The 22,343-nt window shown below is 27.3% G+C and carries 21 protein-coding genes, 1 tRNA gene and 1 other annotated feature; of the genes, 17 read left to right on the top strand and 5 right to left on the bottom strand.

Annotated elements, in window-relative coordinates:
- Window positions 1–140 precede the first annotated feature (140 nt).
- The 5 genes from brnQ (ACYQ1T_RS06790) (at window position 141) to ahpC (ending at window position 3,972) form a co-directional block, all read left to right on the top strand.
- Window positions 141–1,421: a branched-chain amino acid transport system II carrier protein gene (gene brnQ, locus ACYQ1T_RS06790; RefSeq protein WP_459833217.1), complete on the top strand. Its 1,281-nt coding sequence runs from the start codon at window positions 141–143 to the stop codon at window positions 1,419–1,421.
- Window positions 1,422–1,715: 294 nt separating this feature from the next.
- Window positions 1,716–2,057, top strand: a complete 342-nt coding sequence (locus ACYQ1T_RS06795; protein ID WP_459833219.1) for a zinc ribbon domain-containing protein YjdM — start codon at window positions 1,716–1,718, stop codon at window positions 2,055–2,057.
- Window positions 2,058–2,125: 68 nt separating this feature from the next.
- Complete coding sequence (locus ACYQ1T_RS06800; protein WP_459833222.1) at window positions 2,126–2,629, top strand: GNAT family N-acetyltransferase; 504 nt, start codon at window positions 2,126–2,128, stop codon at window positions 2,627–2,629.
- 59 nt (window positions 2,630–2,688) lie between these two features.
- Window positions 2,689–3,240 carry a hypothetical protein gene (locus ACYQ1T_RS06805; protein WP_459833224.1) on the top strand — a complete coding sequence of 184 codons (552 nt, stop codon included), beginning with the start codon at window positions 2,689–2,691 and terminating at the stop codon, window positions 3,238–3,240.
- A gap of 168 nt (window positions 3,241–3,408) precedes the next feature.
- Complete coding sequence (ahpC, locus tag ACYQ1T_RS06810; protein WP_459833226.1) at window positions 3,409–3,972, top strand: alkyl hydroperoxide reductase subunit C; 564 nt, start codon at window positions 3,409–3,411, stop codon at window positions 3,970–3,972.
- 92 nt (window positions 3,973–4,064) lie between these two features.
- On the opposite strand, the gene ACYQ1T_RS06815 is transcribed toward ahpC, so the two are convergent.
- On the bottom strand, window positions 4,065–4,244 hold the full coding sequence (locus ACYQ1T_RS06815; RefSeq protein ID WP_459833229.1) for a multidrug resistance efflux transporter family protein: 180 nt from the start codon (window positions 4,242–4,244) through the stop codon (window positions 4,065–4,067).
- 265 nt (window positions 4,245–4,509) lie between these two features.
- On the opposite strand from ACYQ1T_RS06815, the gene hcp reads away from it, so the two are divergent.
- A complete protein-coding gene (gene hcp / locus ACYQ1T_RS06820; RefSeq protein WP_459833231.1) occupies window positions 4,510–6,147 on the top strand; it encodes a hydroxylamine reductase in 1,638 nt (545 codons plus the stop codon).
- A 47-nt stretch (window positions 6,148–6,194) separates the two neighbouring features.
- On the opposite strand, the gene brnQ (ACYQ1T_RS06825) is transcribed toward hcp, so the two are convergent.
- The gene (gene brnQ, locus ACYQ1T_RS06825; protein ID WP_459833233.1) at window positions 6,195–7,535 is read right to left on the bottom strand and encodes a branched-chain amino acid transport system II carrier protein; all 1,341 of its coding nucleotides are present in this window, start codon (window positions 7,533–7,535) and stop codon (window positions 6,195–6,197) included.
- A 190-nt stretch (window positions 7,536–7,725) separates the two neighbouring features.
- Window positions 7,726–7,989, bottom strand: a binding site (T-box leader).
- A gap of 216 nt (window positions 7,990–8,205) precedes the next feature.
- Here brnQ (ACYQ1T_RS06825) and ACYQ1T_RS06830 point away from each other — a divergent pair.
- Window positions 8,206–8,385, top strand: coding sequence for a hypothetical protein (locus ACYQ1T_RS06830; RefSeq protein ID WP_459833236.1), 180 nt, complete (start codon window positions 8,206–8,208; stop codon window positions 8,383–8,385).
- A 221-nt stretch (window positions 8,386–8,606) separates the two neighbouring features.
- On the top strand, window positions 8,607–10,502 hold the full coding sequence (locus tag ACYQ1T_RS06835) for an FUSC family protein (RefSeq protein ID WP_459833238.1): 1,896 nt from the start codon (window positions 8,607–8,609) through the stop codon (window positions 10,500–10,502).
- Between the two features lie 134 nt (window positions 10,503–10,636).
- Here ACYQ1T_RS06835 and ACYQ1T_RS06840 read toward each other — a convergent pair whose 3' ends face one another.
- Window positions 10,637–10,783, bottom strand: coding sequence for a rubredoxin (locus tag ACYQ1T_RS06840; RefSeq protein ID WP_459833241.1), 147 nt, complete (start codon window positions 10,781–10,783; stop codon window positions 10,637–10,639).
- Between the two features lie 159 nt (window positions 10,784–10,942).
- Here ACYQ1T_RS06840 and ACYQ1T_RS06845 point away from each other — a divergent pair, with 159 nt between their 5' ends.
- Window positions 10,943–11,242, top strand: coding sequence for a hypothetical protein (locus ACYQ1T_RS06845; RefSeq protein WP_459833244.1), 300 nt, complete (start codon window positions 10,943–10,945; stop codon window positions 11,240–11,242).
- 265 nt (window positions 11,243–11,507) lie between these two features.
- On the opposite strand, the gene ACYQ1T_RS06850 is transcribed toward ACYQ1T_RS06845, so the two are convergent.
- Window positions 11,508–13,082, bottom strand: a complete 1,575-nt coding sequence (locus tag ACYQ1T_RS06850) for a DEAD/DEAH box helicase (protein ID WP_459833247.1) — start codon at window positions 13,080–13,082, stop codon at window positions 11,508–11,510.
- 754 nt (window positions 13,083–13,836) lie between these two features.
- Between ACYQ1T_RS06850 and ACYQ1T_RS06855 the strand changes: the two genes are divergently transcribed.
- On the top strand, window positions 13,837–14,940 hold the full coding sequence (locus ACYQ1T_RS06855; protein ID WP_459833250.1) for a Fic family protein: 1,104 nt from the start codon (window positions 13,837–13,839) through the stop codon (window positions 14,938–14,940).
- A 74-nt stretch (window positions 14,941–15,014) separates the two neighbouring features.
- Here ACYQ1T_RS06855 and ACYQ1T_RS06860 read toward each other — a convergent pair whose 3' ends face one another.
- A complete protein-coding gene (locus tag ACYQ1T_RS06860) occupies window positions 15,015–15,737 on the bottom strand; it encodes a lysophospholipid acyltransferase family protein (RefSeq protein WP_459833253.1) in 723 nt (240 codons plus the stop codon).
- 136 nt (window positions 15,738–15,873) lie between these two features.
- On the opposite strand from ACYQ1T_RS06860, the gene ACYQ1T_RS06865 reads away from it, so the two are divergent.
- The 7 genes from ACYQ1T_RS06865 to ACYQ1T_RS06895 all read left to right on the top strand — a co-directional run bounded on the left by ACYQ1T_RS06865 (window position 15,874) and on the right by ACYQ1T_RS06895 (window position 22,325).
- Window positions 15,874–16,332, top strand: coding sequence for a staygreen family protein (locus ACYQ1T_RS06865; RefSeq protein ID WP_459833255.1), 459 nt, complete (start codon window positions 15,874–15,876; stop codon window positions 16,330–16,332).
- Between the two features lie 135 nt (window positions 16,333–16,467).
- A tRNA-Arg gene (locus tag ACYQ1T_RS06870) sits at window positions 16,468–16,542 on the top strand.
- Window positions 16,543–16,722: 180 nt separating this feature from the next.
- Window positions 16,723–17,964, top strand: a complete 1,242-nt coding sequence (locus ACYQ1T_RS06875) for an HlyC/CorC family transporter (RefSeq protein ID WP_459833258.1) — start codon at window positions 16,723–16,725, stop codon at window positions 17,962–17,964.
- Window positions 17,965–18,043: 79 nt separating this feature from the next.
- Window positions 18,044–18,520, top strand: a complete 477-nt coding sequence (locus tag ACYQ1T_RS06880; protein WP_459833261.1) for a nucleoside deaminase — start codon at window positions 18,044–18,046, stop codon at window positions 18,518–18,520.
- Entirely contained in the window at window positions 18,510–20,045 is a 1,536-nt protein-coding gene (locus ACYQ1T_RS06885; RefSeq protein WP_459833263.1) for an ATP-binding protein, read from the top strand. The genes ACYQ1T_RS06880 and ACYQ1T_RS06885 overlap by 11 nt, the downstream gene beginning before the upstream one ends.
- A 17-nt stretch (window positions 20,046–20,062) precedes the next feature.
- On the top strand, window positions 20,063–20,752 hold the full coding sequence (locus ACYQ1T_RS06890) for a response regulator (protein WP_459833266.1): 690 nt from the start codon (window positions 20,063–20,065) through the stop codon (window positions 20,750–20,752).
- A 148-nt stretch (window positions 20,753–20,900) separates the two neighbouring features.
- The gene (locus ACYQ1T_RS06895; RefSeq protein ID WP_459833268.1) at window positions 20,901–22,325 is read left to right on the top strand and encodes a flavocytochrome c; all 1,425 of its coding nucleotides are present in this window, start codon (window positions 20,901–20,903) and stop codon (window positions 22,323–22,325) included.
- The last annotated feature ends 18 nt before the right edge of the window (window positions 22,326–22,343 follow it).

Raw genomic sequence — 22,343 nt, forward strand, 5'->3', positions numbered from 1 at the left:
GTGAAAAAATTCATAATATATTAAAAATAACAATATTGTTATTTACATATTGTTAATTTGCATGATAAAATATCAGACATAGAAAGTATAGTAGGACAGGTAAAGTTAATAAAATTAATAGTAGTACAGGAGATATGAATATGAAGAAAAAAATTGATTTCATAGCAGTAGGATTCACAATATTAGCAATATTTTTTGGAGCTGGTAACTTAATTTTCCCACCAGAGATAGGATTTAATGCGGGTAGCAATTGGTTTTTAGCGTTATTAGGTTTTTTTATTTCTGGAATAGGTTTACCTCTTCTTGGAATTTTAGCTCTTAATAAAGCAGGTTCTTTAGAAAAGTTTGGAGAAAAAATAGGAAGTAAATTTACTAATATATATACAGCATTAATACTTATATGTTTAGGTCCAATTGTAGCAATACCGAGGACCGGGGCTACAACTTATGAGATGGGAATATTACCTAACATAGGAGATAAAATAAATCCATTAATTTTCTCAATTATATTTTTTACAATAACACTTATATTGACTTTACGTCCAAGTAAAATTGTTGAATATGTAGGAAAAATTTTAACACCAGTTATTTTAGTTATTCTTTCAATACTTATAATTAAAGGTGTGTTTTTTACAGAACATATATTTAGAGATGGAACGGTAAATAGTTTTACCAGTGGATTTATAAATGGATATCAACCTATGGATGCTTTGGGGGCTCCTCTTGTAGCAGTAATAGCAATTAATGCAATAATAACTTTAGGTTATAAAAATCAAGATGAAAGAAAGAGCATATTAAATAGAGCAAGTATTATATCAAGTGTTGGATTTGTATTTATTTATGGTGGATTATTATATTTAGGAGCTGCACTTGCAGGATATTTTCCAGAAGGAGTTAGCCAAACAGAGTTAACGATAGGAATTTCTAACTTAGTTCTTGGAAAATTTGGACAACTTGCTCTTGGAATAGCTATTGCAGCTGCGTGTATAACAACTTCTATAGGATTAACAGCTATGGTAGCAGAGTTTTTCTCAAAACTTTTAAATATAAAATATGGAGTTGTAGTTAGTATAATTTGTGTAGCATCTGCAATTATTTCAAATGCAGGAATTGGTAGTATAATAAAACTTGCAATACCGATACTTATGATTTTTTACCCAGTACACATAGTTTTAATAATATTTAATGTAATTGGAGTAAAGGATAGTAAAACTTATAAAATTACAGTATATACAACACTTTTAATATCTATATTAGATGTGCTTCGCACACAATTTGGAGTAACAGGACTTAATGGGTTATTTGAATTTTTACCATTTTCAAATGATGGGTTTGCGTGGGTTACAGTAACACTATTAGCAGTTACTATTTCTATAATAGTTAATATTCTTGATAAGAAAGAAAAGGAAACTATCGTATAATAAAAAAAGTATGTATTTAAAATACAACCTATAAAGTAGATACTTATAAAAAGTATGCTTTATAGGTTTTTTGGTTTAATAAATTGAAAATAAATAAAAAAATAGAGTTAAGACACCTTTATTCTAAGGTTTGTCAAGATTAAGGGATTATGATAGTATATAAGCATATAGGGATTTACTTATAGATATTTGTAAAATTTATCTAACAAATTATATTAGTATAAAATTTATAAAAGAAATTAAAAATAATTCTTAAGCATGGAATTAATAATAACGAATGGAGGAAATGAAATTATGGTTAATTTACCAAACTGTCCAAAATGTAATTCAGAATATACTTATGAAGATGGAAGCTTATTAATCTGCCCAGAGTGTGCATATGAATGGACTTTAGTAGCAGATAATGAAATTAATGAAGACGAAAAAATTGTTAAAGATTCAAATGGAAATATATTAAATGATGGTGATACTGTAACTATAATAAAGGACCTAAAAGTAAAGGGAAGTTCTACACCTTTAAAGCAAGGTACAAAGGTAAAAAATATACGTTTAGTTGATGGTGATCATAATATTGATTGTAAAATTGATGGATTTGGAGCTATGAAATTAAAATCTGAATTTGTTAAAAAACTATAAGTGATTGATAATAGTAGCTTTAAATAATATTAAAAGCTACTATTTTTTTGTTGTAGTAGGAGGGTAAAGTGGAATTTAGAAAAGCTTTAAAAAAAGATATTGATAATATAATGAGAATTATAAAACAAGCACAGAATTATTTTAAAGAAAATGGTGTTGATCAATGGCAAAATAATTATCCTAATTCTGAAACTATAAGTAATGATATAGAAAATGGAATTAGTTATGTATTATTAAAAGGTAATAAAATTATAGCTACAGTAGCATTATCTTTTGATGGAGAAAGTACATATAATTCTATTTATGATGGAGAATGGATTAGTAATGATAAGTATGCAGTTATTCATAGGATAGCGGTTGATAATAAGTATAAGAGAATGGGAATATCTACTGAGATAATAAAAAACATAGAGAAACTTTGCTTAAGTAAAGATTTTAATAGTATAAAAGTAGATACCCATGAAGATAATATCTCTATGCAAAATTTACTTAAAAAAAATGATTTTAAATATTGTGGAGTAATATATTTAGAAGATAAGAGTAAAAGAATTGCCTTTGAAAAATTATTATAAATTAAAAGTTTTTCACAAAGAAAATCTCACCTCATAGTATAAAATGAGGGGGGAGGAATGTGGTGAAGCGAAAAAAATCAGGAAAGAAAAACAATAGGAATAAAGATAGAAATTATTCAAAAAAAGAAAATAAAACAAATTATAAAGATGACAGTAAAAGTAGTACTAATAATACAAATAGTGAAAGCGCTAATAGCACAACTATTAGCGAAAGTGATTTAAGGGAGTTAAACTTGTTAGATATACAGCTTAAGGCTCAAGTTTTAGGGATTATAGCTAATATTTTAGCATATATATCAACAGAAGAAAGTATTCAACTTGTTTATAGTAAATATACTGAAGAAGAAGAAAAAATACCAAATCCAGATCTTCCTGCGCTACAATCAGCTTATATTGCCTTATTGGTACAAGTAGTATTTACTGAATTAGGATTTAGTAGATATAATGATTTATACGAGAAGTACTTAAATGGTGAACTTAAGTATTCTCTAGAGCCTAATATAAAAATTAACATAGCAAATGTATTAGGAATCATATCTAGTATATATGGTCTTCAAGCAACACAAGAATTTTATAGAAGAAGTACAAGTCAGCCTATAGTTGGAATATAGAAAATAGAAACTAATGTATTCAATTGAATATAATAGTTTCTATTTTTTTGCGGTGGATTATAAAAATTTTCCTTAATGAGTTGACAAACTACTAAATAATAATTATTATTAATACTAATAAAAGATAATGATAATTATTATCATTAATAATTTAAGGAGAGTGATTATATGTCATTAATAAATAAAAAAGTTTCAGATTTTAAGGTTCAAGCATATCAAAATGGAGATTTTAAAGAAATAACATTAGATTCTTTAAAAGGACAATGGTCAGTATTTGTATTTTATCCAGCAGATTTTACATTTGTATGCCCTACAGAATTAGATGAATTAGCTGATAACTATGAAAAATTTAAAGAAGTGGGGTGTGAAGTTTATTCAATATCAACTGACACTCACTTTGTTCATAAAGCGTGGGCAGATGCTTCAGAAACAATAGCAAAAATTAAATATCCAATGTTAGCAGATCCAACAGGTAAGTTAGCTAGAGATTTTGAAGTTATGATTGAAGAAGAAGGGGTAGCTTTAAGGGGATCTTTTGTAATTAATCCAGAAGGTGAAATTAAAGCTTATGAAATACATGATAATGGAATAGGAAGAAATGCAGAAGAGCTATTAAGAAAGGTTCAAGCAGCTCAATTTGTTGCTAAACATGGAGATCAAGTATGTCCAGCTAAATGGCAACCAGGTAAAGAAACATTAACACCTAGCTTAGATTTAATAGGAAAACTTTAATAATTAAAAGAGTGGTTAGTTTACTCTTTTATTTAATAAGAATATAGAAGCAGAAAAAAGTGCTAGATCTTTTTATAAGATTAGCACTTTTTTTAATTTGTTTTAGAACTAATTAAACTATTTAGAATCATACCAAGAATAATGAAGAATAATCCTATAAATCCCATAATGGTAGGGAGACTACCACCTAAAAGATTCATACTGCTATTAAGTACAAATGTAAAAGCAAAAAATATTGATGATATTATTCCATATGTTAGTGCTTTTTTCATATAATAAACTCCCTTAAATTAGCGTGTTAGTATGAAATATACTATATATATAATTAAAAAAAGGTTCAATATATAAGATATATTTGTAAAGTATTTAAGTTAAAGGTAAAAAGAATACAAATATATAGCTATAATAGGGTATTTGCTTAAATTCATTTTTTTTTATTTATTTTAATAAATTATGTAACGTATGTTACGGACTGATAATTGATAATAAGTTAATATAAACACATAAAGTTTAAAAAATTATTTTGGAGGAATAGATATGGAAAATAAAATGTTTTGTTTCCAATGCCAAGAAACTGCTGGATGCACAGGATGTACAAGCTTTGGAGTATGTGGAAAATCACCAGATTTAGCTAGAATGCAAGACTTATTAATATATACAACTAAAGGATTAAGTGAGGTTACAACAAGACTTAGGGCTGAAGGTTTTACTATATCTCAAGAAGTAAATAGCCTAATAACTATAAATTTATTTACAACAATAACAAATGCAAATTTTGATGATGATATATTCTATGAAAGAGTTAAATTAACTTTAAGCACTAAAGAGGAATTAATAGGAAAATTAAAAAATAAGGAAAATTTATCAGAAGCAGCTTTATGGAATACAGAATCAAAGGAAGAAATGGACGCAAAATCAACTAAGGTAGGTGTGCTAGCTACTAAAGATGAAGATATAAAAAGCTTAAGAGAACTTATAATATATGGACTAAAGGGTATGTCAGCATATATGAAACATGCCAATGCACTAGGATATGATGATGAAAAAGTAAATGCATTTATGCAAAGCACATTATCTAAGACTTTAGATGATACATTAACAATAGATGAATTAATAGCTTTAACTTTAGAGACGGGAAAAGTTGGAGTAGATGGAATGGCTTTACTTGATTCTGCAAATACAGGAACTTATGGAAATCCTGAAATAACTAAAGTTAATATAGGTGTTAGAAACAACCCAGGTATATTAGTATCAGGACATGATTTAAAAGATTTAGAAATGTTATTAAAGCAAACAGAAGGAACAGGGGTAGACGTTTATACTCATTCAGAAATGCTACCAGCTCACTATTATCCAGCATTTAAAAAGTATTCTAATTTTGCAGGAAACTATGGAAATGCTTGGTGGAAACAAAAAGAAGAGTTTGAAAGCTTTAATGGACCAATATTAATGACTACAAACTGTATAGTACCGCCAAAAGCTAGTTATAAAGACAGGTTATATACTACTGGAGCAGCAGGATTTGTTGGATGTACACATATAAAGGGAGAATCAGAAGATAGCAAAGACTTCTCAGTTATAATTGAACATGCTAAAAAATGTCAAGCTCCTATAGAAATTGAAAAAGGAGAAATAATCGGAGGATTTGCTCATAATCAAGTATTTGCTTTAGCAGATCAAGTAGTAGAAGCTGTTAAAACAGGTGCTATTAAAAAGTTCTTTGTAATGGCAGGATGTGATGGAAGAGCGAAGTCAAGAGATTATTATACTGAATTTGCAAAAGCATTACCACAAGACACAGTTATATTAACAGCAGGATGTGCTAAATATAAATATAATAAGTTACCTTTAGGTGATATAAATGGAATTCCAAGAGTTTTAGATGCTGGTCAATGTAATGATTCATACTCATTAGCATTAATAGCATTAAAGTTAAAAGAAGTATTTGAATTACAAGATATAAATGAATTACCAATAGCATTTAATATTGCATGGTACGAACAAAAAGCTGTTATAGTATTACTATCATTATTATACTTAGGCGTAAAGAATATTCACTTAGGACCAACATTACCAGCATTCCTTTCTCCAAATGTAGCTAAGGTATTAGTTGAAAACTTTGGAATTGGTGGTATAACAAATGTAGAAGACGATTTAAAAATGTTTTTAGAATAATATATTAAAATAGGTCAGTGTTTAAAATACACTGACCTATTTTTTATTTAATCTAAATTAGCATCTAATTTAGTATATGTTGATTTTTCTTTTACTAAGCTAAAAATAAATCCTAAAACCATCCCAAAAAGTGCAGGAAGTAGCCAACCTAATCCTTGAGAATATAGAGGAAGTTTACTAAACATATTTGTTACAAAACCTAAATTGATTCCAACTTGTCCTAAGGCATCTACAATACTAACTATAGCTGTGAATAATATTGTTAATCCATATACAGTAGAATTTCCTTTAAATAAATTATTTAATATTCCAAGTACAATAAGCATAATAGCTATTGGATAGATTGCATTTAATATAGGTACTGAAATTACAAGAATTTTTGTTAATCCCATATTAGCAAGAGTCATACTTGAAAGTACTAATATTCTAACCCAGTTTTTATAAGGGATTTTTTTACTTAAAGTTACAAAGTATTGGCTGCATGAAGTTATAAGTCCTACAGCTGTAGTTAAACAAGCTAAAGTAAAGACTAATGCAAGTAAAATAGCACCAGGTTTTCCAAAGACATAAGCCATAACATTTGTTAAAGTTTGAGCCCCATTTTCAGTTGCACCAAATCTTCCACCACTAGTTGCACCTAAATGAGCTAACATTGAATAAATTACAACTAATAATGCTCCAGCAATAACTCCTGCTTTTATAGAAGATGATATAACAGATTTTTCATCATCTACACCTCTTGATTTTATTGCAATTGAAATTACTATGCCAAAGTTTAAGGCTGCAATTGTATCCATTGTTAAATATCCATCTAAAAATCCTTTAACAAAAGGAGAGGCAAGATATTCACCTGTAGCATCGCCGTAAGAACCTAACGGCCTAAATAAGGCTGATATAAAGATAAGTGATATTAAAATTAGTAGAGTAGGTGTTAAAACTTTACCCATTCTATCTACTAACTTTGAAGGTGATAGAGATAGCCAATATGCTACTGAAAAAAATACTAATGTAAATAAAAATAATGCTAGAGTTTTTGATACACTATCAGGTAAATATGGAGCTACAGCCATTTCGAATGGAAGACTGCCAGCTCTAGGCATACCTAAACCAGGGCCAATTGATAAATATATTAAAGCAGTAAATACTGCTGCAAAAGCTGAATTAACTCTTTTAGCTAAATTAAATAGTCCACCAGACTTTGCTACAGCAACTACTCCAAGTACTGGAAAGCCTACAGCTGTTATAAAGAATCCAACCATAGATATCCAGGTAGAGTTACCAGCAGATTGTCCTAAAAATGGTGGAAATATTAAATTTCCTGCTCCAAAAAATAATGAGAAAAGCATTAAGCTTACAAGTACTAAATCTTTTTTTGATAAATTTTTCATGTTTATTCCCCCAATAATTAATTTTACTATTCATTGCTATTTGTAATTTTTATGTCTCCTTCAATACTCATGGTATTTTCCCCCTTTGTAAATTAAAAATTGATAACTGATAGAAAAAAGATTAAGTATAAATTTTTTCAAATACAGCTAAATTCAACTATTTTTGAAAATAAAAAAACCGTCCCTTAAAATAAGGGACGGAATTAACCGCGTTACCACCCTAATTCTATAAAATAAACTTATAAAATAAGCCTCCTTTATAGCACTTAGATACATATCAAACAATACGCTTTTCTTTTAACGGTGAAAGACTCCGGTAAAACTTACTCACATAAAGTTCAGTTTTACTTCTCCGAGATGATTTTCAGTAATATCTTGAACATTGGCTTGCAGCAAAATGCCAACTCTCTGTAGAACAACAATAAAACTTACTTTTTCTCTTCATTGAATTTATTTCCTTAATAGTTATATACAGGATACATCAATAACTTTTACATGTCAATACCAAAATTTACTTTCTATGTAATAAAAATATTTATAAAGTTAATTAGATTATAATAATATTTTATTTGGGAAAGTATATATTGGATTTGTAGAAATGTTGAGTAGCAGTTATTTATGTTATAATAATAAAGAAAATATAAAATATTAATAATTTGGAGGCGATTAAATGTTTACTAAAGAGGAACTTTTAGTAATAGAAGATGCTTTAAATATTGCTGATGAAGAATATAAGAAGTTGATGGATGAAAATAAAAATAGTAAAACAAGGTTAGTTGCATATAACAGAAAACAAAAGAAATTATGGCTTGTTCAAAATAAGTTGAAAAAGCTTTTAGCAGATAAATAAAATAATATAGCTAAAATCTAAAATGGTGTCTTTTTAGGCATCTTTTTATTTTATAAATTTATATTAATAGTAGTTTTTATATTTTTACATATAATAATTAGGCAAACAAATAGATTAATAAAATATTAATGTTTCAATTAACAATTGTATTTAAATATTAAGTGTAGTAAAATTGCTTCTTGTATATATTTTTAAAGGTATAAAATTAGGGAGGAATGTGTATGAATAAAAAGTTAGTTGTATCAAAGACAATAATGTTTTTGGTTATTGTATCGTTTATAATTTTATTTAAAACTATATTTGGAGCAGAAAATACATTAATAGGAGTTACTACGGTTACTGCGGCTTTAATGTTTTTAGAGAATGATTTAACATTATCTCCATTTAAAAACACCTTTAAATTATTAAGTTTAAATCTGTTTATAGGAATAGCAGCATATTTAGCTAATTTAAATATATGGTTAGCAATACCAATAAATTTTATAACAGTATTTATTATTGGATATTTATTTTGTTATGATTTAAAGAAACCACTATATGTACCATTTTTACTTCAATACTTATTTATATTAACAGCACCAGTTAGTGAAGATAAAATGTATATCCGATTAATATCATTAGTTGTTGGAGCTTTATTAATAATGGCGGCTCAATTAATTGCAAATAAAGATAAACTTTCTAAAAGCGGAAATAAAATTATTTCAAGTATATGTCTTAATATGATAAGTAAGATTGATTTGATAAAGGAAAATAAAACAGATGAAAATATTAATTTAAATATACAATCATCAATTAACTTATTTAGAAAAATGATTTATGATAAGAGAAAGCAAGAGTTTTACTTAACTGAAGAGGGAAGAATAAAATTAAACTTATCTGTAGCTTTAGAAAAAGCTAACTTTCTATTAGATAAAATAAAATATACTGAAAATAATGAAAAAATATTTTGTTGTTTAAGAAAATTTTTAAATGAAATTGTTGAGAAGCTAACGAGTAAAGATAGTAAAAGTGATTTAAGCAATGATCTACAAGAACTACTAGATAAATATGAAGAGGAAAATATAGAAGATTTATTAGTACTTCAGATGTTAGGTAGCATAAAGTTTATAAATGATACTTTAAAAGAGCTTCAAGATTTAGATAATAAAAAGCATAATATAGTAAATAAATTTGAAGAAATACCTGAAAATTTTAAAAAAATTTCACTTCATAGAAGAAATTTAAAATCTACATCAATAAAGTTTTCATATGCTATAAAGATTGCATTTGGAATAACTATATGTGGATTTTTAATGGATTACTTTGAGCTTTCTGAAGGTAGATGGATGCTATTTACTATTCTTTCATTAACAACTCCATTATATGAGGTATCAAAAAATAAGGTAAAAGATAGATTGATAGGTACAATTATAGGTGCTATTATAATTGTAATTTTATTTAGTATATTTGAAAGTACTACAATTAGAACTTTAATTTTAATGGTAACAGGATATATAAGTAGTTATATAACTAAATATAAATATAATATGATATGTGTTACGGTATCTGCTATAGGGGCGGCTGCGATTATGGGAAACACAGAGGTTTTAACAGTTAACAGGATAATTTTTGTTTGTATAGGAGCTATAATAGCAATTTTAATTAACAAATTAATTTTACCGTATAAAGTTAATTATGCTAATGAGAATTTAAAAGCAATGTATAAAGGTGTAGTTAGTGAAATGTTAAAAGGAATATACAATTCTATTAATGGACAAATAGTCAATAATAATATGAAAAATTTATTACTTATAACATCCCTTATAGAAGAAAGATTAAGATTAAATAATGAAGCTGTATATAATAATGAAGATGTTATAGATTTAAGTCCGAAAAGACTTTTAGTAATTAATATTTATCAATTACACATGTTTATAAAAAGAGATAAGATAAAGGAAAATGATATAATATATATTTTAAAAGATACACAAGAGTTAATAAAATATGATTCAAATTCATTTAATAAAGCTTATAACAATATAAAAAATCATATTTCATGTATGGAAAATATAGATGATAAAATAATTTTAAGTGTTTCTATTGAAACTTTAAATTACTTAAAGCTAGCAAATAATTAAATGAATTTAAAAAATAAGCTAAAATTTTTATTAATAATTTTAGCTTATTTTTATGAATTAAATTTTAAAAGTCCCCAAATACATTTTAAATAAAAGCTTTTTTGGTTAAAGTAGTTTTTTATAAGAATAAACATTTATTCATCAAGTAAGTCAAATTCATCTTTACATGCGCCACATACTGGGCATACCCAATCATTTGGCAAGTCTTCGAAGTTTGTTCCAGGGTAGACTTCATTTTTAATATCACCAATTTCAGGGTCATAGATATAAGTACAGGACACACAAACATATTCTTGCATAAATAATAAACCTCCTAAATTTCCTTTATACTTTAAAATGTATTGAGGGTAATTGTAAAATATGAGTAGGTACTATAAAATATTTTACAATATGGTATATTAGTTTATAATTGAAGTTAATATAATAAAGAGGTGATATATATGTCAAGAAAAACTAGTAAAAACAATGATTTATTAGGAAGTGTTAAAAGAACTACATCTCCTAAAATTTATACGTTATTAGTTGATTTAGTTAATGATGATAGAAATGATTTGGCTGAGATAGTATTAAAAATAGATTATTTATTAGAATATACAAGTAATTGCATAAATCATAAAGATTTTGAAGAGGCAAAAGAGTCAATTCAAAGAGCCGAAGAAAGACTAAAGCTTCTAAAAAGAGAAGGAGTAGACACTGAACATTTAGAGTATCTTTATGAGGGGATAAAAAAAGAAGTGTAAATTATAATAATTTTAAAAAATCCTTATAAGATTTAAACTATTTAAAGCTTATAGGGATTTTTTAAAATAAAAAGGAAATTATAAAATAATATTATAATTCCCTTAAAATTCTTTGATATTAAATCAAATTTCCACTGCAGGTGATCTTTTACCATATGTAATATTAATTACAAAGCAAATCTCTCTGCCGAAAGAGCAAATTAAATAGCTCATATCTATGCACAAAGTGCCCTTATCTGACGTAGTCACCTAAGCTAAGTAGCTATTATCTTTTCTTTTTATTAGCTACTTCTATATTTACTTTTCTTTTGTTTAATTTAAGACCTATACATGTATCCATAACTTTATCTTTAACGTCAGGAGATACATTAACAAAAGCAAAGTTTTCTAATATATCTATATCGCCAATTGATGATGCTTTAATTCTAGCAGTATCTTTAATAAAGTTTACTAAAGACTTAGGATTAATTCCATCTCTTCTACCAATAGAGAAGAATAAGCGTACATCTTCACCTTTTGGAGCTTCTAAAGCATTTGATGTATAAGTTGCAAATAATTCATCATTAAATTTGCTTTTCATTAAAGCTGCAATAATTTCAACTGAATCAAACTTTTTATTTAACTCAACTGCAACTGGAATAAATTTATCATAATTACTATCTTGTAGTATATTATGAACATCTGAAATCATTGATTGTGATTTATTAGAGAATATTTCTTCTACTGTAGGAACATTTCTCTTAGTTATATTTCCCTTAGTAACTGACTTAATTTGCTTAAGCATTGAATATTCTTTTGGAGATATTAATGAGTAAGCAGTACCTTCTCTATTAGCTCTACCAGTTCTACCAATTCTATGAACATAACTTTCAACGTCTTGTGGTAAGTCGTAATTTATAACATGAGTTATTCCTTCAACATCAATTCCTCTTGCAGCAACATCAGTAGCAATTAAAAAGTTTAATGATCCTTCTTTAAATTTCTTAAGAGTTCTAAGTCTGTGAGCTTGAGACATATCTCCATGCATACCTTCAACTATATATCCTCTACCTTGCATACCTTCAACTAACTCATCAACACCTTTTTTAGTTCTACAGAAGATTATAGCTGATGATGGATTATCAAAATCAAGTATTCTGCAAAGAGCTTCAAATCTACTCTTATGAGAAATTTCAAAGAAGTTTTGAGTAATCTTTGATACTGTCATAGCTGATTTTTGTATAGCTATGTGTTTTGCATCTTTTTTCATATAACGCTTAGCTAACTTCTTTATAGGAGCTGGCATTGTAGCTGAGAATAATAAAGTTTGTCTTTCTTCAGGAAGTTGTTTTATGATATCTTCTAAATCATCTATAAAGCCCATGTTTAACATTTCATCAGCTTCATCTAACACTAAGAATCTAACAGTATCTAATGAAAGTGTTTTTCTCTTTATGTGATCTAAAACTCTACCAGGAGTACCAACAACTATATTAACATTTCTTTTAAGAGCTCTTATTTGATTTTGTATAGGCTCTCCACCGTAAACTGGTAGTATATTTAATCTGTCATACTTAGATAGTCTAGTTAATTCATCATTAACTTGAATAGCTAATTCTCTTGTAGGGGCTAATATTATTGCGCTAAGTCCGTCTTGAGATGATATGTGGTTTATAATTCCACAACCGAAAGCTGCTGTTTTACCTGTACCAGTTTGAGCTTGCCCTATAAGATCATGTCCTTCTAATGCAACAGGAATAGCCTCAGCTTGTATTTGGGATGGTTTTTCAAAACCTAATTCATTAATAGATTTTAAAAGGGTATCCTTTAACCCTAAGTCACTAAATTTAATTTCGTTCATTCAATATCCTCTTTCTTTTTTTACTAAAAATAATTTATACTTATAAAGTAGATTTATTTTCAATTATTTTATTTTTTATTAACTAACTTAGTATACACTATATTTTGAAAATATGCTCGTATTATTTATTAACAAAATAGAGTTATTTTGCATAAAATATTAAATTTTCTTAAATAATCACTTAAGAAAACGTTTAATGAAACAATTTAATTTATTATTTGCAGAAAAAGAATTTTCTATAATAAAAATTTATAAAAATTAAACAGTAAATTAATGTAATAAAGTGAAAAATATATAAAAAAATTTATATAAATTAATAATTTTTATAAAAATATAAAGTATAAGATAAAATAAAAAAAGTTATTATAAATTTAAACTATTTAAAGATGTAGAAAGAATAAGACTGAGTGTTAGTTTTATTTTTAATATGGAATAAAATAAAGGAGGGGAGAGGTTAAACTGTAAAATTAAAAATAATTAATAAAATACATAGAAATATATAATGATAAAAATATTATTATATAAAAAAACATAGAATAATAAAATTTTGAATAATTTACATATTAAGGAGGAGGTTTTTGCCTCTCCCTTTTTTATTTTAATGATATTTTTATTGAAAATTAATAAATAAGTATTAATATAGTAATTAATTAGATATATAATAAGTATATAAAGATATATATTATTAGTATTAAATTAGTATTATAAAAGTAATTATACAGTAAAAAAAGAAGTAGCAATTTGGAGTGAGAAAATGGACAAGCAGATTTTACAAGAATTTAACAAATTTTATTTTAACAAAAAACAAATTTCAAGAAGAATATATGATAAATGTGATTTGGAAAAAATATGGGAAATGATACAAAAGGAAAGAAATGCAGACTCATATAAGATAAATCTAGAGAATAATGAGAAAATAAAATATTGGTACAATATTACAAAAGATATGTTGAACAATATTTACATAATAGATGAAAATGTTAAAAGTGAAGTAATGGGATATATACCTGGAAAAAATATAGAAAAAATAAAGCTTAACACATATAAAGATGAAGTGTTTAATAATATAAATTTTGAATTAGAGAAAGATAAGGAAATTTTTAATGAGGAAAAGATAGTAGAAAATATAAAGAGCAGGTTATTTGAAGTATTTGAAAATGGCAACGAAATAAATAAAAGCTTAATATTAAGTGTATACAATGATATTGGTGAATATGTAGGAAAAGATAACCTAAACTATAACAAAGAATACCTTGAACAGCTAATTGATTTTATTTGTAATTTTAATTGTAATAAAATAATTAAGGCAGCAATAATTCAAAAATATATTTTGGATAATAACCTTTTTGAATTTATTAATGGTTTTATGGCTAGAACTTTATCTTATATATATTTAATTAATAACGGATATGAAGTTCTAAGATATTGTTCTCCAATGAAAATTATTACTGAACAAAGTAAGAAATATTTTAATGCTATAGAAAATATTTCTGATAATGAAGGTGATTTAACTTATTTTATAAAATATTATATTGAAGTAATAAAGTTATCTATTGAAGAGTTAAATATTGAAATTAACATTAAGTATGGTAAGAAAATTTTAAAATCATTAATAGAGAAAAATAATATTGAGTTAGAGGATAGACAATTAAAATTTATTAATAGCATTATTGTTATTAAGGATAAGAAAATAACTATTGAAGATTATAAGAAAAGGACAAAGGTTGCATATGAAACAGCTAGAACTGATTTAAATTACTTAGTTACACTGGGATTTTTTAAAATTTCTAAGCAAGGGAAAAAGTATGAGTATTATGTAAATGATATAGCTACCTTAATAGAGGTTTTCCATGAATAGAGAAATTATTTAATATTAATATCATAGCTTAAAATACCCTTTAGTTAGCTTAAAAACTAACTAAAGGGTATTTATTATTGTGGTAATTTACTTTGGATAATAGAATAAACCTTTTTAGGTAGTGCATCTTGCTCCTCTTTAGATAGATTAGCAGTTTCAATAATAGGGTGTATATAAAGATTAACAGTTGCAGGCTTAATTATGGCACCATTTTTCTCTTCCATAATTTTATAAGAGCCACTCATTGTTACAGGAACTATTGGGACTTTAGATTTTGTTGCAAGTTTGAAGCTACCAGCTTTAAATTCGCCCATTTTATCACATTTGCTTCTTGTCCCTTCAGGGAAGATTACTAATGAATAACCTTCTTTTAAGTTTTTAATACCTTGTACTATAGCTTCACCAGATTTTCGTATACTACTTCTATCCATAAAAACACAATGCATATATTCCATCCAAGTTCTAACACCAGGAATTTTCTTTACTTCAATTTTAGATATAAATCCTTTTGGAACATCAATTTGGCTTATATAAATAGGAATATCAAAGTTTCCTTGATGATTTCCTATAAATAAAACATTCCTGTCCTTAGGTAAATTTTCGGCTCCATGAACAATTACTTTTACTCCGGCTAATTTTAAAAGTGATCTAGCCCACCTTGAAGTACTTTTATGAACTTGAGCTTCTCTTTCCTTTTTTAAACCTTTTTTATCAAGCATTTTACTCTTAATCATACCAGGTATGCTAATAAGTAAGCTTAAAAAGAAAAATATATACCATATAATAGACCTAAACATAAAAATCAAATCCTTTCAAATATAAAATAATAATTCCATAAATAAAGTATATACTAAACTGCCACTATATAAAAGTAACTATATAGAATGAAATTTCATATAGTGAAGAAAAGTTAATATTTTAGAGGTGAACTAGGTGTCAAAATTTAAACCAGAAAAGTTGTTTGTAGATTTTAAAAATGACGTTACAGAAGTAGGACCTATCATGCCTAGGTATTACACAATGACACATTCAGATGAAACAGCTAACTTATATGTGTCAATAGGTCTTAATTATGATTGGAGTAAAGTAACTTCAATGAGAGATGAAGTGCTTGGAGGATGGGACAAAGTTTTAGGCAAATATATTTTAAGGTTATACATCCATGTAGACGGAGCCGGAGGACTAAATGCATCAGTTTTTAGAGATAAGATTTTTAGAGAAGAGCTACCCTTAGCTATTACAGCAATTAGATATGCTGATAAGGAGCTTATAGAAAAATATCCATATTTAGACGAAGCTCCGATAATAGTTGAATTTAACTCTAAATATAAAGAGTTCTCTAAAATAGAATCGTGGGACAAGCTGAAAGATTATGAAATCAAAGAAACATAAAAGTAGAATAACTAATATTATTAAAAAGACAGAGAAAACTAAATATAATTTGAAAATGGAGATATAATAAGCATATAAGGGATTAGGGGAATATTGACAATTCCCTTCTAATATTATAAAATTTATTTGTTAAATGTCTCCATAGTTCAATGGATAGAACAGTCCCCTCCTAAGGGACAGATACAGGTTCGATCCCTGTTGGGGATACCAGAAAAAACTCTCAAACCTTGATAATACTTGGTTTGAGAGTTTTTATTTAATTGAAAATTGTTTAAAATATGAAATTATTTGAAATTTTTTAATTTATTAAAAATAATCTTAACTATTGAGTTTTTACATATGATATAATATAGAATATTATAATTAAATATATTAGGAGTGTGATTATTTTTGGACAGTTATACGTGGCAAATAATATTGTTAGTAATATTATTAGTTATGTCAGGTTTTTTCTCAATGTCTGAAACAGCGTTAATGGCGCTAAGTAAAATTAGAATTAGGCATATGGTAGATGAGGGAGTAAAGGGAGCAAAATTAGTAGAAAAATTAACAGAGGATCCTAGTAGGTTATTAGGAGCCATATTAATAGGGAATAATATAGTTAATATAGGAGCATCAGCGCTTGCAACATCAATAGCACTAAAAACTTTAGGTGAAAGTGGTGTTGGGATAGTTACTATTGTGATGACCATATTGGTTTTAATTTTTGGTGAAATAACACCAAAATCAATAGCAAAACAAAATTCAGAAAAAGTTGCTTTAAAGGTAAGCAAAACCATTAATTTAATAGTTAAAATATTTAGGCCTTTTATTGCTATATTCACTGTAATATCAGGAGTATTCATAAGATTGCTAGGAGGAGACCCAAAAGCGTCAGAACCATTTATAACAGAAGAAGAGTTAAGAACTATGGTTGGTGTTAGTGAAGAAGAAGGGGTCCTAGAAGGCGTAGAAAAAGAAATGATATTTAATGTTTTTGATTTTGCAGATGCTCAAGTAAAGGACGTAATGGTTCAAAGGGTAGATGTAATAGCTGTAGATGTTAATGCAAATTATGAAGAGGTATTTGATGTTATTCAAAGGGAACAATTTTCAAGAATACCAGTTTATAATCAAACTATTGATGATGTAGTTGGAATATTAAATGTTAAGGACTTAATTATGGCATCTCAAAATAAAGAAGAATTTAAAGTTATAGATTATATGAGAGACCCTTATTATACCTTTGAATTTAAGAAAATTAAGGAACTATTTAATGAAATGAAGAAGACGAGAAATCATATTGCAGTTGTATTAGATGAATATGGTGGTAATGTTGGAATTGTTACAATTGAGGACTTAATAGAAGAGGTATTTGGAGATATAGAAGACGAATATGATGATGAAAATAAAGAAATAGAAGTTGTAAAAGAAGATGAATATATTGTTGATGGAAGCGCTAGATTAGACGATATTGGTGAATTAATAGGTGTTAACATGGAGTCAGAAGAATTTGATTCTGTTGGAGGACTTGTAATAGGGGAACTAGGAAGGTTTCCTGAAAATGGAGAAGAAATAAAGTTTAACAATATAAAATTTGTCGTTGAGGATATAGATAAAAATAGAATAAAAAGGGTTAGAATATACACTTAAAAAATCATAATAATATTTATAGAAAAAGGTAGGAAACGTAGTTTTCTATCTTTTTATTCAGTTAAAGGAGTTTATAATTATGGATTTTATGGAGATAGCATTGGAGGAAGCTAAAAAAGCATATGAAAATGGAGAAATTCCAGTAGGGGCAGTAATAGTTAAGGATGGAGAAGTAATAGCAAGAGGCTATAACTTAAAGGAAACTTTGAAGAGGCCAACAGCACATGCAGAAATAATAGCTATAGAAGAGGCTTGCAAACAATTAAATAATTGGAGACTTTCAGGTACAGAAATGTATGTAACTCTAGAGCCATGTCCAATGTGTGCATCAGCTATAGCTCAAAGTAGAATATCAAAATTATATATAGGAACCTTTAATAAAGACATGGGAGCATGTGGATCAGTTATGAATCTATTAGATTACAATATTTTCAACACGTACGTAGATGTAAAATGGTGTTATAATGATAAGTGTAGCAAAATACTTACACAGTTTTTTAATAATAGAAGAAAAGAAGGTATGTGTTCTAAAAATGAAAATAAAAATGAAGCTTAAAAATAAAATTCAAATTTTAACTTTAGCAATTTTATTTAGCGTAATAGGTTTACTAAGTGTATTTTCGGTGAAATATATAAGAGCAGAGATAAGGTATCAAATGTTTAATAGACTAAGGGATACGGCAGCTTTAATTGCAAATGTTCCTCTTATTCAAGATAATTTAAATAAGCAAAATGGAAGTATAGTAATACAAAATTATACAGAAAAATTAAGGCTAAAAACAGGGCTACTATTTATCACAGTAATTGATATGGAAGGTAAAAGATATTCTCATCCATTAAAAGAATATATTGGATTAAGGTTTAGCGGAGGAGATGAATCAGAAGTTCTAAGATATGGAGCAAGCTATTCTTCAGAATCTATAGGGCATTTAGGTAAATCGTTAAGATATTTTGCCCCTATATATAAGGATGGAGTTCAAGTGGGTGCAGTTTGTGTTGGAATGCTTTCTGGTGATTTAGGAAGTGAATTTAGTAGATTTTTAGGTAAAATGACACCAATTTTTATAGTAGTTATTATAGCGGGGATAATTGGTACAACCTTACTAGCGATAAATATAAAGAAAACTATTTTTGGATTAGAGCCAGAAGAGATAGCATTACTTTTAGATGAAAAAGAATCTATAATAAATAATATAAAGGATGGTCTAATAGCAGTAAATAATTTAGGTGAAATAAATCTTATAAATGATAGAGCAAAAAAAATACTTAGAATAGATGATGATTCAACAGTTTATTATAAGATCATAGAATTATTAGCGGAAACACTAAAAAATAAAAAACCTATATTAAATAGAGAAATAAGATTGCCAAAGGGAATAACAATAATGGCAAACTTTTCTCCAATAATAGATAAAAGTAAAAAACTTTTAGGGGCAATAGTTACATTTCAGGATTTAACAACAGTATCTATAATGGCAGAAGAGTTAACAGGAATAAAAGAGTTAACATGGGATTTAAGAGCTCAAAATCATGAGTTTTTAAATAAATTACATACAATTGCAGGTCTTATTCAATTGGAAGAAACAGATAAGGCTTTAGAATATATATTTGATACTGCTGAGGTAAGAAATGAGGTAGCTCAATCAGTTAAAAGAATAAGAAATCAATCCCTTCAAGGAATAATATTTGCAAAGTACAATGCTTCACAAGAGGCAAAAATAGACTTTGAATTAAGTAATAAGTCTTATATGAATGAAGAACCTAAAAATATAACTATACAAGATTTAATTTGTATTGTTGGAAATCTTCTAGAAAATTCAATAGAAGAATTAAAAGGAAGAAGAGATGGGTGGATTTTTCTAGAGATTAAAGAGGATGAAAATCTAGAAATAATAGTTAGAAATAATGGAAATAAAATAGATGACAATATAGTAGAAGAAATATTTAAAAGAGGATTTAGTACAAAACAGGGAGAGAGAGGTCTAGGACTATACAGTATAAGAGAAATTGTAGATAGTATTCATGGACAAATATTCTTAGAATCTGATGATGAAGTAACTGAATGGAAAATTATAATTTAAGTTAGGAGGTGGTATATGTGATTAAAGTTATATTAGTTGAAGATGATCCAATGGTTAGAGAAATCAACTATAAATTTTTAATGAAATTACAAGGTTTTAAGGTAGTATCTCAAGCTGACAGCATAAGTTCTGCAAAAGAAAAAATTAAAAATAACAAAGCTGACTTAGTTTTATTAGATGTTTTTTTGCCAGATGGAAAAGGACTAGATTTATTAAAGTGGATAAGGGAAAATAGTATTAATTTAGATATTATACTTATTACAGCTGATAATTCATTGATAACTGTTGATGAAGCATTTAAATTTGGAGTAGTAGATTATTTAGTCAAGCCTTTCACCTTCAATAGATTTAAAGAGGCCTTTGAGATTTATAAAAACAGGTATTCTAACTTGAAAGAAGTACAAACTGTTAATCAAAAAAGTATAGATGAGTATATTTTAAATAATAGAGGAATAACTAGAGAAGTTAAAGAAGAAACAGAATTAGCTAAAGGATTAAACCAAAATACATATAATCAGATATGGAACTACATAAGTAATAATTTAAGTGACAAGTTTACAGCAGATGAACTTGCAGATGGAGTAGGCTTGGCAAGGGTAACAGTTAGAAGATATTTAGAGTATATGAGTAAAGAGGAAAGGTTAAAATTAACTCCTGAATATGGGAGAATAGGTAGGCCGGTTCATTATTATGAAGTTAAACATTAGGTTTAACTTCTTTTTTAAGACCAAAAAGACCAAAATAAACAATAAGACCAAAATATTGTTTGTTTAATAATTAACAAATATAATTTGATTATGAGAAAAATACTTTGATACCTATAGAATATAGAAAAAATTTTAGGGGGACAAATTAATGAAAAAGAAAATATTAGCTTTAGTAATGTCAGCAGTAATTGCTATTCCAACTTTATCATTTGTTGGTTGTAGCAGCAAAGAAAGTGCTGATATGGTAATAATAGGAGCCGGTGGAGCTGGTTTAGCTGCTGCGGTACAAGCTAAACAAGATGGAGTAAAAAATATAGTTGTACTAGAAAAGATGCCTTTAGTTGGAGGAAATACTAACAGAGCATCAAGTGGTATAAATGGAGCAGAAACTAAATTCCAAGAAGAAAAAGGAATAAAAGATTCAGTTCAAACTATGATAGATGATACTATGAAGGGTGGACATAACAAAAACAACCCAGAATTAGTTAAAAAATTAGCAGAAGATTCAAAAGGATCAATTGACTGGATAACAAGCTTAGGTGGAGATTTAAGTGATGTTGGTAGAATGGGAGGAGCTTCTGTTGATAGATGTCATAGACCAACAGGGGGGGCTGCTGTAGGAGCTCACTTAGTTGACACATTAAAAAAAGCAGCTGAAAAAGAAGAAGTTGATGTAAGACTTTGGAATAAAGCTCAAGAAGTAGTTCTTGATAAAGAAGGAAAAGTATCAGGAGTTAAAGCTACTAATAAAGAAGGAAAAGAATATGTTATAAACACTAAGGCTGTAGTTGTTACAGCAGGTGGATTCTCAGCAAATTCAGAATTAGTAGTAAAATACAATGAAAACTTAAAGGGATTTGCAACAACTAACCACAATGGAGCAACTGGTGATGCTATACCAATGTTAGAAAAATTAAGTGCAGACTTTGTTGATATGAAAGAAATCCAAACTCATCCAACAGTAGTTCCAGAAAAAGCTGTAATGATAGCTGAAACAGTAAGAGGAAATGGAGCTATATTAGTAAATAAAGAAGGAAAAAGATTCTTTAATGAATTAGATACAAGAGATGCAGTTTCAAAAGCTATATTATCACAACCAGATAAAATATCTTATATAGTATTTGATGATGGATTAAGAAAAGGCTTAAAACAAGCAGAAGAATATTTTAATATGGGATTAGTTACTGAAGGAGAAAACATAGAAGACTTAGCTACTAAGTTAAATATGGATGGAGCTACATTAAAAGCAACAATCGAAAAATACAATGGATTTGTAGCAGCTGGAAAAGATGCTGACTTTGGAAGAACTTCAATGAAAAAAGAATTAAAAGAAGGAAAGTTCTATGCAATACCTGTAGCACCAGCAGTTCACCATACAATGGGTGGAGTAAAGATAAATACAAATGCTGAAGTTATAAACACTACTGGAGATGCAATACCTGGATTATTTGCAGCTGGTGAAGTTACTGGTGGAGTTCATGGTGCAAATAGATTAGGTGGAAATGCATTAGCAGATATAATAGCATATGGAAGAACAGCAGGAAATAGTGCTGCTAACTTCATAAAGAAGTAATAATTGGAGGATATATAT

Source organism: Clostridium carnis (assembly GCF_054657435.1).

Bases quoted from the DNA above. Each gene is read 5' to 3' on its own strand.
- brnQ (WP_459833217.1), top strand. From the start codon at position 141: ATGAAGAAAAAAATTGATTTCATAGCAGTAGGATTCACAATATTAGCA.
- ACYQ1T_RS06795 (WP_459833219.1), top strand. From the start codon at position 1,716: ATGGTTAATTTACCAAACTGTCCAAAATGTAATTCAGAATATACTTAT.
- ACYQ1T_RS06835 (WP_459833238.1), top strand. From the start codon at position 8,607: ATGAATAAAAAGTTAGTTGTATCAAAGACAATAATGTTTTTGGTTATT.
- brnQ (WP_459833233.1), bottom strand. From the start codon at position 7,535: ATGAAAAATTTATCAAAAAAAGATTTAGTACTTGTAAGCTTAATGCTT.
- ACYQ1T_RS06885 (WP_459833263.1), top strand. From the start codon at position 18,510: ATGAAGCTTAAAAATAAAATTCAAATTTTAACTTTAGCAATTTTATTT.
- ACYQ1T_RS06845 (WP_459833244.1), top strand. From the start codon at position 10,943: ATGTCAAGAAAAACTAGTAAAAACAATGATTTATTAGGAAGTGTTAAA.
- ACYQ1T_RS06880 (WP_459833261.1), top strand. From the start codon at position 18,044: ATGGATTTTATGGAGATAGCATTGGAGGAAGCTAAAAAAGCATATGAA.
- ACYQ1T_RS06850 (WP_459833247.1), bottom strand. From the start codon at position 13,082: ATGAACGAAATTAAATTTAGTGACTTAGGGTTAAAGGATACCCTTTTA.
- hcp (WP_459833231.1), top strand. From the start codon at position 4,510: ATGGAAAATAAAATGTTTTGTTTCCAATGCCAAGAAACTGCTGGATGC.
- ACYQ1T_RS06830 (WP_459833236.1), top strand. From the start codon at position 8,206: ATGTTTACTAAAGAGGAACTTTTAGTAATAGAAGATGCTTTAAATATT.
- ACYQ1T_RS06860 (WP_459833253.1), bottom strand. From the start codon at position 15,737: ATGTTTAGGTCTATTATATGGTATATATTTTTCTTTTTAAGCTTACTT.
- ACYQ1T_RS06895 (WP_459833268.1), top strand. From the start codon at position 20,901: ATGAAAAAGAAAATATTAGCTTTAGTAATGTCAGCAGTAATTGCTATT.
- ahpC (WP_459833226.1), top strand. From the start codon at position 3,409: ATGTCATTAATAAATAAAAAAGTTTCAGATTTTAAGGTTCAAGCATAT.
- ACYQ1T_RS06855 (WP_459833250.1), top strand. From the start codon at position 13,837: ATGGACAAGCAGATTTTACAAGAATTTAACAAATTTTATTTTAACAAA.
- ACYQ1T_RS06815 (WP_459833229.1), bottom strand. From the start codon at position 4,244: ATGAAAAAAGCACTAACATATGGAATAATATCATCAATATTTTTTGCT.